The sequence below is a fragment of the Peribacillus sp. FSL K6-1552 genome (assembly GCF_038005205.1).
Taxonomy (GTDB): Bacteria; Bacillota; Bacilli; order Bacillales; family DSM-1321; genus Peribacillus; species Peribacillus butanolivorans.
Map to the genome: position 1 here is coordinate 3885070 of NZ_JBBOST010000001.1, position 12495 is coordinate 3897564.

12 protein-coding genes are annotated in these 12495 nt (G+C 39.8%); 3 read left to right on the top strand and 9 right to left on the bottom strand.

Annotation, left to right across the window (positions count from 1 at the left end; genetic code table 11):
• Positions 1-58: 58 nt before the first annotated feature.
• From NST21_RS18635 to NST21_RS18645, 3 genes are all read right to left on the bottom strand, one after another.
• Positions 59-589 (bottom strand): hypothetical protein, encoded by a 531-nt coding sequence (locus NST21_RS18635; protein ID WP_340890637.1) that lies wholly within the window; start codon positions 587-589, stop codon positions 59-61.
• 209 nt (positions 590-798) lie between these two features.
• Positions 799-1590: an SDR family NAD(P)-dependent oxidoreductase gene (locus tag NST21_RS18640; RefSeq protein WP_340890638.1), complete on the bottom strand. Its 792-nt coding sequence runs from the start codon at positions 1588-1590 to the stop codon at positions 799-801.
• Between the two features lie 23 nt (positions 1591-1613).
• Positions 1614-2582 carry an MBL fold metallo-hydrolase gene (locus NST21_RS18645; protein ID WP_056525236.1) on the bottom strand — a complete coding sequence of 323 codons (969 nt, stop codon included), beginning with the start codon at positions 2580-2582 and terminating at the stop codon, positions 1614-1616.
• A 525-nt stretch (positions 2583-3107) separates the two neighbouring features.
• Here NST21_RS18645 and proC point away from each other — a divergent pair.
• Positions 3108-3953, top strand: coding sequence for a pyrroline-5-carboxylate reductase (proC, locus tag NST21_RS18650; protein ID WP_201185720.1), 846 nt, complete (start codon positions 3108-3110; stop codon positions 3951-3953).
• Positions 3954-4133: 180 nt separating this feature from the next.
• On the opposite strand, the gene NST21_RS18655 is transcribed toward proC, so the two are convergent.
• Complete coding sequence (locus NST21_RS18655; RefSeq protein WP_053346873.1) at positions 4134-4565, bottom strand: VOC family protein; 432 nt, start codon at positions 4563-4565, stop codon at positions 4134-4136.
• Between the two features lie 282 nt (positions 4566-4847).
• Between NST21_RS18655 and NST21_RS18660 the strand changes: the two genes are divergently transcribed.
• A complete protein-coding gene (locus NST21_RS18660; RefSeq protein WP_053346874.1) occupies positions 4848-5363 on the top strand; it encodes a MerR family transcriptional regulator in 516 nt (171 codons plus the stop codon).
• A gap of 244 nt (positions 5364-5607) precedes the next feature.
• On the opposite strand, the gene NST21_RS18665 is transcribed toward NST21_RS18660, so the two are convergent.
• From NST21_RS18665 to rnz, 5 genes are all read right to left on the bottom strand, one after another.
• Positions 5608-6402, bottom strand: a complete 795-nt coding sequence (locus NST21_RS18665) for an ABC transporter ATP-binding protein (protein ID WP_056525252.1) — start codon at positions 6400-6402, stop codon at positions 5608-5610.
• A gap of 4 nt (positions 6403-6406) precedes the next feature.
• The gene (locus tag NST21_RS18670) at positions 6407-7408 is read right to left on the bottom strand and encodes an ABC transporter permease (RefSeq protein ID WP_053346876.1); all 1002 of its coding nucleotides are present in this window, start codon (positions 7406-7408) and stop codon (positions 6407-6409) included.
• Between the two features lie 32 nt (positions 7409-7440).
• Positions 7441-8436: an ABC transporter substrate-binding protein gene (locus NST21_RS18675; RefSeq protein ID WP_340890641.1), complete on the bottom strand. Its 996-nt coding sequence runs from the start codon at positions 8434-8436 to the stop codon at positions 7441-7443.
• A 208-nt stretch (positions 8437-8644) separates the two neighbouring features.
• Positions 8645-9466 (bottom strand): phytoene/squalene synthase family protein, encoded by an 822-nt coding sequence (locus NST21_RS18680; RefSeq protein WP_340890643.1) that lies wholly within the window; start codon positions 9464-9466, stop codon positions 8645-8647.
• A 73-nt stretch (positions 9467-9539) separates the two neighbouring features.
• On the bottom strand, positions 9540-10472 hold the full coding sequence (gene rnz / locus NST21_RS18685) for a ribonuclease Z (protein WP_340890645.1): 933 nt from the start codon (positions 10470-10472) through the stop codon (positions 9540-9542).
• A 230-nt stretch (positions 10473-10702) separates the two neighbouring features.
• Here rnz and zwf point away from each other — a divergent pair, with 230 nt between their 5' ends.
• Positions 10703-12202 (top strand): glucose-6-phosphate dehydrogenase, encoded by a 1500-nt coding sequence (zwf, locus tag NST21_RS18690; protein ID WP_340890646.1) that lies wholly within the window; start codon positions 10703-10705, stop codon positions 12200-12202.
• Positions 12203-12495 lie beyond the last annotated feature (293 nt).

Genomic DNA, 12495 nt, shown 5'->3' on the forward strand with positions numbered 1-12495 from the left:
TGATAAGAACATAGGCTAAAAATAAACCGGACAGAATTTATATATGATTCTGTCCGGTTTATTTTATATATAAAATTTCATCCGTGAAATCTTCTACAGTCACTATAAATGATGAATCTAAGTTAGAACGATTCATCATTTCGATGTTATACACATGCTCTGAAGGTAAATGCATGACTTCAAGTACCATGAATCGCTGACTTTCCGCTTTGCTCATGTGCTCAATTGCAGCAGTTACCGCCTTTTGTTCCTCCAAGCTCTTTTCGTCCGTTAGCACGCGAATCAATTCTGCTTCCGCTTTCGCAGGATATGTTTTCTTAATACCACCCCGATGCCATGGTTTTACTTTCATCCCGATAACCAAGTCCGAGTAGCTGAGGTCCTTCCCATGTTGATCTTGTATATATGTACGATTGGTTACCTTGTAGTACGTCCCTTTAATCAAAATCCGATTATCGTCTAGATCCGTAATAAAGCCTTCTTCCCCCTTATCAATGGCCTCCTGCGTGTTCTTTTCTGAAGAGGATTGACAGCTTCCCAGAATAAAAGCCACTAGTGTATATACAAAAAGGTTTAACATCATCTTCATGAAAATCCCCCCTATAAAATAGACGAATTTTCCAGTAAAAGAGTTACTAATTTATCTGAAAATAAACTGAACCTCTTGTAAAAGGGACTTATGTCCCAGCTCCTCCATTTTTCTAGCTTTCCTTCATACAAAAAAGAGGAATGTCATTTGACAGTCCCCCTTTTAATTATAGACCACCGTTCGTTTTGTCCCGATATCAACAGTTTAGCCTATTTTTTAAAAAATGCTTTTTTCCCAAAAGTCTCGGTGATTCTTGGAAACATGTTATACCATTTCCCAGCTAAATCCATCCAGCCAGGGAGGTTGATTTCCCTCTTATTAGTCAGCATAGCCTCCACGATTTTGGCTGCGACATCCCCCGGCTTAAGCATAAATTTTTCGATATTTTTCACATATGTCCCAGATTCATCCGCAATGCTAAAGAAATTCGTTTCTATTGGCCCAGGATTGACGGTGGTCACAAAAACATGATCTTCCATTAGTTCAAGTCGAAGCGCGTTTGAATAGCCAAGCACCGCAAACTTGGTCGAAGAATACAATGTAGATTTGGGAGTGGCAATTTTACCGGCCTGTGAGGCAATATTAATGATGTGCCCCGATTTTCGCTGCTTCATATAAGGGAGTACTAGCTTTGTGCAGGCCATCAATCCAATCACATTGACAGCAAACATCGCTTTTGTCTCATCTAATTCTGTATCTAGGGCTTCTTTAAACGTGCCGAAACCAGCATTGTTAACCAATACATCCACCTCACCGATTTGAGCATGGATATCGCCAAATACCATTTCCACCTGGTCGGTGTCTGCCACATCAAGTTTATATGCATATGCATCAACACCATATTGATTAGTTAGTTCATCCCTTAGCTGATGTAATTTATCCAGGCTTCTAGCCAAGAGAACAAGGCGCCCTCCCTGCTTTGCTGCTTGAATCGCCACTTCCTTGCCAATCCCTCCGGAAGCCCCGGTAATTACAATAACTTTCCCTTGCAACTTATTCAAAAAATTATCCTCCTCGAGAACGTTTAAGCGATTGAATACAGAATTACCCCTGATTGAGTTTCTGTTTCGATTTCACCCAAATCTTCTAGATAGTCTAGCTGACCGATCGTTTCCGATAGTGTTAGGCCGACTTCCTGAAGATATACTTTCGGGAAAAGCTGCTGACACACTTCAAATGCTGATAAAGGTTTATCTTGAAGCATACTTTTCACCTGCATGGCCCGATTATGCTGCCGCTCAAATCTATATTGAATCAAATCAGCAACCGCGTCTCCATCCACTTCAGATCCATGCCCAGAGTATACAGTGGATATAGATATTCCTAAGAATTTCTGAAGCGAAGCGTTGTATTGCAGTAACGGACGTGGACGGTCACCGCCCGGAAGTAAAGGCGGTTCCATTAACGGATTAGGTGAAATTTTCGCAAGTAAGTGGTCACCCGCAATCATCAAGCCATCACTTTCACGGTAAAAGGATAAATGACTTTGAGCATGTCCAAGAGTCTCGATCGCTCGCCATCCTGGAAGTCCAGGAAGTTCATCTCCCTCAGCTAAAAACCCCTGTAACTTTCTTTCACTAAGGAATTTGATTTCGTCGCGGTAATGAATCAAATTATTTTTCAACTCTTCAGCTACTCCAAACTTCGTAGCATAGTCCAGAAAAAAACGATTATGGGTTTCAAGGAACTCATCACTGATAGTCAGCCACCGCTGATTATTTTTATGTCCGTAAACAGGAACTTCCTTATCAAAGAAATCGAGTGCACCGGCATGGTCCGGATGATGATGGGTCAAGATGATTTGTTCGATATCAGACAGTTTTAGCCCCAATTCTCCAAGCCCGTAAGTCAAAACTTCTTTTGATTGTTTTGTTTTAACGCCAGTATCAATTAAAGTTAAAGCATCCCCTTTAACTACATAAACATTTACATCGCCAACTGCAAACGGTGTTGGCAAAGCCAGTTTAGCAATATCTCCATTCCAATTCACCATAATCATTTCCACCTTAAAATATTATATTTATATAAATCTTTTTATACACAATACCGATAAACCTGTCCATTTATCAAGAAAATGAATGTTTAATTACCATTTTACATGTATTCTTAAATATTGTCATTATTTTCACATAATTCACGTATTTTTTTTGAAGCTAAAACATATATTATCATTGACAGAGTACTGATGCATCCTTCATAATCACAAGTAATTAAAGACGGAATGGCTGTGATTAAGGCCAAGTAAATTTATTGATGGCGTAAAGAGAGTGAAGCTCGGAAAGTGCTGAAAGGCTTCATCGCCCTCTCATTATTGAACCTACCTTATGAGCCTTCAGGAAAACCTGACGTAAATCCCGCGTTAGAGGATTCAAGTGCAGCTTTTCTATTTATTTTTTATGGAAAGTTGAACAAAGGTGGTACCACGGAAGCTAGACCTTTCGTCCTTTATCGGATGAGGGGTCTTTTTATTTTTCAAATAAGCGGACCATAAATAGCATGTACAGAAGGAGCGAGAAGTATGAAAAAGATCGCATTTATCGGAGCTGGATCGATGGCGGAAGCAATCATTTCGGGATTGGTCACTCAACAGGTAATTGACTCAGAAAATATTTTTGTTACAAATAAATCAAATGATGAACGATTTGATTATTTAAAGAAGCAATACGGTGTGACTGCAACAAGGTCACTGCAGCAATTACTACAAGATGCAAATCTAGTCGTACTAGCAGTGAAGCCGAAAGATATTTTAGAAACGATGCAATCAATAAAAGAATACATTCACGAAGAAATGCTGTTCATTTCCGTTGTGGCAGGGGTTCATACAACTAGTTTAGAAGGAATTGCCGATAAGCAGGTCTCCATCGTCCGCGCTATGCCTAATACATCCGCAGCTGTCGGAAGATCAGCAACGGCTCTTGCAGCGAATAGTCATACAGACGAAGTACAATTACAAACAGCGATTACCCTTTTTGAAACGGTAGGATCGGTTTCCATTGTTGAAGAAACGCAGCTCGATGCCGTAACAGGCTTATCTGGGAGCGGCCCCGCTTATATTTATTACTTGGTCGAGGCATTAGAAAAGTCAGCAGAATCAATAGGGCTCGATTCTGAAACCGCAAAGCAATTAATCCTTCAGACACTGATAGGTGCGGCTGAGATGTTGCAGAAATCACCGAAAACTCCTGCCGTGCTTCGAAAGGAAGTAACATCACCCGGTGGAACTACAGAAGCCGGTTTGAAAGCACTTCAAGCGCATCAAGTCCAGGAAGCGTTCATTGCCTGTGTTGAAGAAGCGACCGAGCAATCTAAGCGGATGGGTAATCAAATTAGCAAAGAGCTCGCTAAGTATGTAGTACCGCAGTAAAAAGCACATCATAATAGGCTGTTGACTTACACCCCATAATCGGAAGTGTTAAGCCAACAGCCTATTTATGTAGGAAGCTAGTACCTGTTAAGGAATTTACCAGAACAAGAGAAACACTAAAACGTTGTTTTTTGTTATCTCAGCAAAAAGGGACCAATTCCCTTCAATTGTTGATAACTATTACTTAATAATCAGCATATCTGCTTCATCAAAACTCCAATCCTCCGAATACGCAACTTCCCAATAGTAACCATCGAGGTCTGAAAAATAGCCGCTATATCCTCCCCAAAAAACACGTTGTGGTAATTTCTCGATTATTCCTCCAGCCTTTTCAGCCTTTTTAATAATGTCATCAACTTCTTCAATTGATTTAGCGTTATAAGCAAAAGTAACACCTGAAAATCCATTCCGTTTAGGCTGTTCTTTCTCATTAATGTCTTTTGCTAACTCTTCTATAGGATATAAAGCAAGTTTTGTTCCTGCATTATTAAAAAAAACAACAGCAGGATTGTCCTCTTCACTAGGTGTATGGAATCCTAATCCATCCCTATAAAATCTTAGAGATTTATTAATATCTCTAACCCCTAAAGTAATAAGGTTTATTCTGTTCATACTTGTCCCCCCCATTTTATTTCTTCATATGATAGTTCGACGCTTAGAATTTTTTTCCTTTTTTTATCACTTCATCACTGTTACTAAAATAGCTCTAAAAAATCCATTCTTTATCAACCTTTAACAAAGGAGCAGAAATGCCGAAGTGATTCCTTTAATAATCCATATGGATGCAAATTACGTAGGAAATTCACTTTCTTTGCCGAATGATTACTTGTTTTGTCATCTGTAAAGGAATTGCCTCTTCCATCTCGAATTCTACACACAAAAGGGGGAATCTCGATGAATACAAGTGCAGTTGCCCGGTTACTGAACGTTTCCCATAGTACGATTCAACGCTGGGTTACCCAATTGAATATGGAGGTAGAACGAAATCAGCTCGGACACTATCAGTTTTCAGACGATGACATTGCATTATTGAGAAAAGTTCAAGATCAGCTGAACGAAGGAATCATTCTCCAAAAGGTCAGCATATCAGAGAAAAAGATTAGAAAGGCAACAGTACAGAAACAACATTCCGAAACGAATAAAGAACATGATCGAATGATAGAAAGGATTGTTAGGCTTGAAAATGGACTAAAGACAAAAGCTGATGACGTTGTCTCCTATCAAATTTTACAGCACAGAAGCGATATGGAAGACTTACAGAAACTCGTTAAGAAGCTTGAAGCACGTATTGAAGAGTTAGAAACAAAAAAAGTTCCGCCAATCGATTATTTTCTGGCTGCTGAAGAAACGGCTGCCACTAAAAAAACGAAGAAATGGCCATTCATGAAAACGATTTTTGGAAATAACTGAACGTGATGCTTCTTCGAAGAGCACAGCCGTCAACGATTAATACCAAAGAATATGATAGCCTTCCTTCTTCTACCTGCAAATTTAAGATCATACAAATACCATTAGACCTCGATGTACATCCTTTAGCCCATGACTCTTCGAACTCACAAATAGTTCAAGAACCCAAGCTAGTAATTACCTCAAATATAAAAAGGCCGCGGCCCCAAGGTTAAACTTTCACCTAAGGGACGGGCCTTTTCATCATTTAAATAAGCACAGCACGGTCGTTGAGCATTTTTTCACCTTTAATACGCTGGAATTCGTTCAGCAGTTTTTCAACGGTAAGCTCCTGCTTTTCGACGCCCCTTGCTTCAAAAATGATTTGACCTTTATCCATCATGATTAATGAATTTCCAAGATCTATTGCCTGCTGCATATTATGAGTCACCATAAGTGTCGTTAACTGGTTTTTTTCAACGATTTCCTTCGTCAGATTTGTAACGAGCTCTGCTCTAGAGGGATCAAGAGCAGCTGTATGTTCATCTAGAAGCAGGATTTTAGGATCGGTAAAGGTGGCCATCAGCAATGATAATGCCTGGCGCTCCCCTCCCGATAATAATCCGACTTTTGCACTCATTCGATTTTCCAAGCCTAAATGAAGCGTACTCAAACTTTCTTTAAAAAGTGCTTTCCTTTTTTTTGTCACCCCAAAGCCAAAGCCTCTTCTATTAGTTCTGCCATAGGCAATGGCCATATTTTCCTCAATGGTCATATGCGGGGCTGTACCAAGCATCGGATCTTGAAAAACACGGCCAATCATTTTCGCACGAGCATGCTCCTCAATTGTCGACACATTTTCGCCATCAATGATGACTTCACCGGCATCAGGGAGAATCTTACCGGATATCATATTCATCAACGTCGATTTACCTGCGCCGTTACTGCCAATGACCGTTACAAATTCACCCTTTGTCATTTGCAATGCAAGATTTCCAAGGGCCAACTTCTCATCCGGTGTGCCTTCATTGAAGACCTTATAAATCTGATTTAGTTGCAGCAAATTCTTATCCCCCCTTCGATAAAGTCTCGATATGACGCATCTGTAATTCTTTGAGACGCTTTTTCTTGCGGCTTTTTTCTTTTTGTTTATCAGAAATTTTTGGAATAACAAGTGCTCCAACCACGATAAGCGCGGTAATTAATTTAACATCACCCGTATCAAGGAATTCTACACGAAGTGCCAAAGTAACGACGATCCGGTATATAATCGCTCCACCAATAACTGCAAGCGTCGCCCGCGCAATCGTTTTTGCACCGAATAACGCTTCCCCAATAATGACGGATGCCAATCCAATGACAATGATTCCAATCCCCATCCCAATATCACTAAAACCGTTATATTGAGCAACTAAAGATCCAGAGAAAGCAACAAGTGCATTTCCAATTGCGAGTCCTAAAATCTTCATATTACCTGTATGGGCGGAAAAACTCTTAACCATGGCTTCATTGTCACCTGTCGCACGTAGTGCAAGACCAATTTCCGTTTTTAAAAATGCAGACATTCCAGCCTGAATAATTACAGCTACAATAAGCATCACAATTAAAATAGCCCATGTTTTTGGCAAACTATCACCAAGGCCCATGATTGATAATAGACCATTCAACATATTGTCCAACCCAGTGCCAGCCCAAGCATCCTGAATATTCGTGATAATTGTTGTTTGAGAAAGCAACGGAATGTTCGATGCACCCATAATTCTTAAATTGATAGAATATAGGGCAATCATCATTAAAATTCCTGCAAGAAGTGGATTAATTTTCCCTTTCGTATGCAGCAGTCCCGTCATTGTCCCTGCGATAAACCCGGCAACCATGGCACAAAACGTGGCTACAATCGGCGAGAAACCGTTAACAATCATAATAGCGGCAACAGAGGCCCCTGTCACAAAACTACCTTCCACTGTCATATCCGGGAAGTCGAGAATCCTAAATGTTAAATAGACACCAAGTGCCATAATCGCATAAATCATTCCCGACTCAAAAGAGTTGAATAAGGCTGAGAACATTTTTTTCTTCCTTCCCTGAACTAAAGCAGAGTTTATTTTACAAACTCAGCATCTGCTTTCCATTCTTCTTTTATTTCAACACCCATACCTTTTGCTGCTGTTTCATTAATAACCAATTTCAACTTTTGTGGATATTGAACGGCGATGTCTCCCGGTTTTTTACCATCCTTTAAGATTTCAACCGCTTTTTGTCCTGCCTCATAGCCAATATCATAGTAACTGAAGCCATAGGCTGCGAAACCACCAGCTTTCACAGAATCAAGTTCACCAACAAATAATGGAATATCTTGATCATTCGCCACCGAAATGACTGATTCCAATGCTGAGACTACTGTATTATCAGTAATGATATAGAAAGCATCTGCTTTCCCGATTAATGATTCTGCTGCCTGTTTGACCTCAGCAGAAGTCGAGACAGATGCTTCCACGACTTTTAATCCGGCTTTTTTCGCTTCCGCTTTTACGTTTTTTATTTGGACGACCGAATTTTGTTCCCCTGTATTATAAACGGTCCCAATGGTTTTGGCGCCAAGTTCTTCTGCTAGGAATTTCATAGATTTTGCAATGGCTTCCGGATGAGAATCCGTCGTACCCGTCACATTTCCACCTGGTTTATCCAGGGATGTAACAAGTTCGGCTGCGACTGGATCCGTTACAGATGTAAATACAATAGGAATATCCTTTGTTGCATTTAAAGCACTTAATGCACTTGGAGTCGAATTTGCAAAAATCAAATCCACTTTATCCCCAACGAAGTTATTGGCAATCGTCTGACTGTTGTTTTGATCCCCTTGTGCCACCTGAAGATTATACTTGGCATTGATGTCACTATCCTTCAATGCAGCCTGAAACCCTTCATATGCTTGATCCAGTGAATCATGCTGAACGATTTGTGTTACCCCAATATTGAAGGTATCCTTACCGCTTTCATTTTTCGCAGTATCATTCGCTTTGTCATTTCCACAGCCTGCCAGTAATAATCCCGCTACTAAGGTCATTGCTGCAGTCGAATATAATTTCTTCATCATATTTTCCCCCCGCTTTTTTCTTATTTTAAGATTCTGCCTTTCTAAGATGGCAGCTTTTACGCTTTTATTTACTAAATTATAATCGTTTATTCTCAATTATATCAATATATTTTTTAACTTTTTAGAATTTTACAAGTTTTTATGTTTAAAACAATAAAAAAAGCTGCTGTGAAAGTTATTATTACTTTCACAGCAGCATACTAAAATGTCAGTGTTCGACGACTTGGTTAACAATTTTGGTAACAGTCGCCCGGTCGATTTTTTCTTTTCCTTCTTTCAAAGCTTTTAAAGTAGCTTTTGCCAATTCTAATGGTATTTTACAGAATTGGATAATTTCCTTTGTTTCAATCTCTGCTATATACGTATCAGCTAATGCAAGATTATGTTCCGTATAGGCAAGCATCTCGTCGAAACCCCAACCATCTGGATAAAAGTTAACACCGCGCTCTGCATCTTCCTCACGGTTTCGAAGAATATTAACAGTTTGAAGTCCACGGCCAAATGCAATAGCAAGATCACGATCTGTTTCAGTTCCATCATACCAGTTCCAAATATCAGATAGCATGACTCCAACTAAACCCGCAACATAATATGTGTAATCATCAAGCTCTTCCTTATTGTGTATCTGCCAGTCCTTCGCAACCCACTTTGCCATGCCTTTGGCCATTTCCTGTGTCGAGCTCAAGACTTTTGCGGTCGCACTAGGCGGACAATATTGAATCCAATCCGAAAGAAGCAAGGTCACTTCCGGTAAATCGTCCTTATACGGTTCAAACAAGGTCTGAAGTTCCTTTTCACTATAATCATCAGTCTTAAGCAGCTCACTGATAGTCTGTAATAAGGAAATCTTACTATCGGCAGGCAATTCGGGATGGTCTTCAATTTCATCGATAGCCCGCATGCAAAGGTAAGCAGCTCCAATGGCTTCCTGTAATCCCTTTGGAAGGTAGCTGATTGGAATGAAAAAAGTCCGGCTTGTTTTTAAAAGAAAATCCATTGCCTTAGTATGTAGATTGCTTTGGTCAGTCATTTTTTACACTCCTTTGTATATCCAATAAACAATTGAATTATTATATCAAACAATCGCTTTGATTTCAGCTTCTCTATTCCTCTACATATAAGGGAATTTTAATCGCCATTAAATCTTCTGCCATTATCGTGTTTGCGAAAATTGCCTTACTTTCCTCTTTTAGCCGTTCCGAATCCTCGAGAGTGTAGCGAGAACTAATATGAGTAAGAATTAGCTGCTTAGCTCCTGCTTTCATCGCCGTTTCTGCAGCCTGCACGGTGGTCGAATGAAAATAGGCCGATGCCATTTCAGTTTCTTCTGCCGAAAAGGTAGCTTCATGAACAAGAAAATCCGCAGATTCAGCAAGAATAAGAGCATTACTGCATACTCTTGTATCACCAAGAACTGTGATTATCCGACCTTTTTGAGGATCACCAAGATAATCTTTTCCATTCAAGACGCGACCATCGTCGAGTCGGACCATTTCACCGTTTTTCAACGCTTTAAAAAGAGGTCCCGGCTTCACACCTTCCTGAAGCAACTGGTCTACAAGTAAGCTTCCTGGACGGTCTTTCTCTACAATTCGGTAACCGACACTATAAATACCGTGATCAAGAGACAAAGCAATCACTGTAAACTGCTCGTCCTCAAACACTATGCCTTCCTCTATTTCAATAATTTCTAATGGATATTTTAAATGAGTGCCACTGACTTGTAAGCTTGTCGTAATATAGGCATCAATACCTTTTGGGCCATACACAGTCAATTTTTCTACCCCGCCCTGAAAAGACCTGCTACTTAATAAACCAGGAAGCCCAAAGATATGGTCACCATGTAAATGGGTAATAAAAATCTTTTCTATTTTACGCGGTTTAACTGCCGTTTTTAAAATTTGATGCTGTGTTGCTTCCCCACAATCGAATAACCAAACCGTTCCTCGTTCTTCCAATAATTGAAGAGCGATTGCCGTCACATTACGCGCTTTTGCAGGAACACCAGCGCCTGTACCTAATAAAACAAAATCCACATTCCTACCTCCGTTGCAAAAACTTTATAATTTAACTATAGCATAACAAAGGTGCTCTTTCATTTATGACTCTTTTAAAACTAGAGCCATTTTAAACTTTTCATGAAATATGAGAAAAAATGCGCAAATTGATTGCTTTGAGGGTAAGCTAACCGTAAAATTAGAAATTGGTACATATACAGAAATTCCAACTTCATACGACGGAATTAACGGAAAGTTGAGGTTTTAACATGACAGAAAACAATAAACCCACAGCATTAATCATGATTTTTGGTGCTACCGGAGATTTAGCGAAACGGAAACTGTTTCCTTCCATATATCGACTATTTCAAAAACAGAAAATCAACAAATTTGCGGTCGTTGGTGTAGCAAGAAGACCATTGTCCACCGAGGAGTTTCAATCAAGTGTTAAAGAATCCATCCTTACGTTCGGACATGCGGAAGAAAGAGTCGATGAATTCATTTCCCATTTCCATTATCATTCTCATGATGTAACGAGCTCTGAATCGTATTTGAAGTTAAAAGGTTTTGCTGAAAATTTAGACGGACAGTATCAATTAGAAGGTAATAGAATCTTTTATTTAGCGATGGCACCGGAGTTTTTCGGGACAATTGCCGAGCAGATTAAAGCACAGGGCTTGACTGATACGACTGGCTATAAGCGTCTTGTCATAGAAAAGCCGTTTGGACACAGTTTCGAAACAGCACAAATATTGAATGAGCAAATTCGTACCGCTTTCGCTGAAGATGAAATCTATCGAATCGATCATTACCTAGGAAAAGAAATGGTTCAGAATATTGAAGTCATTCGTTTTTCCAATGCGCTCTTTGAACCGCTTTGGAATAACCGCTATATTTCTAACATTCAAGTTACATCAAGCGAAACGCTAGGGGTTGAAGAACGGGGTCGTTACTATGAAACCAGCGGTGCCCTTAGAGATATGGTCCAAAACCATCTGCTGCAGATGGTTGCCCTACTTGCTATGGAACCTCCGATTGCTTTGACAACAGAAGAGATACGCAGCGAAAAAGTACGAGCACTGCGTTCGCTTCGGCCAATGAAAGTGGAAGAAGTCAATCAATACTTTGTCCGTGGTCAATATGGCAGCGGTAAAGTAGGCGCACAAACACTTTCGGCTTATCGCGATGAATTGAACGTAAATCCAGATTCCAACACAGAAACCTATGTTGCAGGTAAATTGATGATTGATAACTTCCGCTGGGCCGGTGTTCCCTTTTATATCCGAACAGGTAAGCGAATGGATGTAAAATCAACAAAAATTGTCGTCCAATTTAAAGATATTCCAATGAATCTGTATTATAAAACGGAAGAAACCTTGAACCCGAATCTTCTCGTTATCCATATCCAGCCTGATGAAGGAATCACTCTATACTTAAATGTTAAAAAATCTGGGACAACGTCGAATACGAAGCCTGTGAAGCTTACCGTCTCCAACAAAGGAATTGAACATATTAACTCTCCTGAAGCCTATGAGAAGCTATTGTTTGACAGCATGCGTGGAGATGCTACAAACTTCACACACTGGGACGAAGTGGCCCTTTCATGGAAGTTTGTCGACACCATTTCTAATGCATGGGAAAATACTAAAGAAGAATCGTTCCCTAATTATGAAGCAGGATCGACAGGCCCCCTTGCATCCGATGAGCTTCTAGCCGAAGATGGACATATTTGGTGGCAAATCGAGAAATCAGAAAAGAAAAATGATTAATTAAATAATAAAGAGGATGCAGTGAATCTGCATCCTCTTCTCTATTCATGAGGCACTCTTCCTGACTAATTTCGCTCGGATAGTATGAATCATTTCCTTGGATTTTGACATTTCTTTATCTGTTTCTGAATTAAGCCAAAATGATACACCAAATTCAAAGGCAATAAAAAATAACATTATAGCTAAAGCCACCCAAATGATATACACAGTTACCCGCTCCTTCTCTCTCTCTTAACGTCATACTGTATCCTTCGATCTTCATTCCTTATATTGCAGGTGTTTAAACCTAAAGA

What these genes read in the sequence shown, in the direction of transcription:
- NST21_RS18635 (WP_340890637.1), bottom strand. Translation starts at nt 589, where the DNA reads ATGAAGATGATGTTAAACCTTTTTGTATATACACTAGTGGCTTTTATT.
- NST21_RS18645 (WP_056525236.1), bottom strand. Translation starts at nt 2,582, where the DNA reads ATGGTGAATTGGAATGGAGATATTGCTAAACTGGCTTTGCCAACACCG.
- proC (WP_201185720.1), top strand. Translation starts at nt 3,108, where the DNA reads ATGAAAAAGATCGCATTTATCGGAGCTGGATCGATGGCGGAAGCAATC.
- NST21_RS18655 (WP_053346873.1), bottom strand. Translation starts at nt 4,565, where the DNA reads ATGAACAGAATAAACCTTATTACTTTAGGGGTTAGAGATATTAATAAA.
- NST21_RS18660 (WP_053346874.1), top strand. Translation starts at nt 4,848, where the DNA reads ATGAATACAAGTGCAGTTGCCCGGTTACTGAACGTTTCCCATAGTACG.
- NST21_RS18670 (WP_053346876.1), bottom strand. Translation starts at nt 7,408, where the DNA reads ATGTTCTCAGCCTTATTCAACTCTTTTGAGTCGGGAATGATTTATGCG.
- NST21_RS18675 (WP_340890641.1), bottom strand. Translation starts at nt 8,436, where the DNA reads ATGATGAAGAAATTATATTCGACTGCAGCAATGACCTTAGTAGCGGGA.
- NST21_RS18680 (WP_340890643.1), bottom strand. Translation starts at nt 9,466, where the DNA reads ATGACTGACCAAAGCAATCTACATACTAAGGCAATGGATTTTCTTTTA.
- zwf (WP_340890646.1), top strand. Translation starts at nt 10,703, where the DNA reads ATGACAGAAAACAATAAACCCACAGCATTAATCATGATTTTTGGTGCT.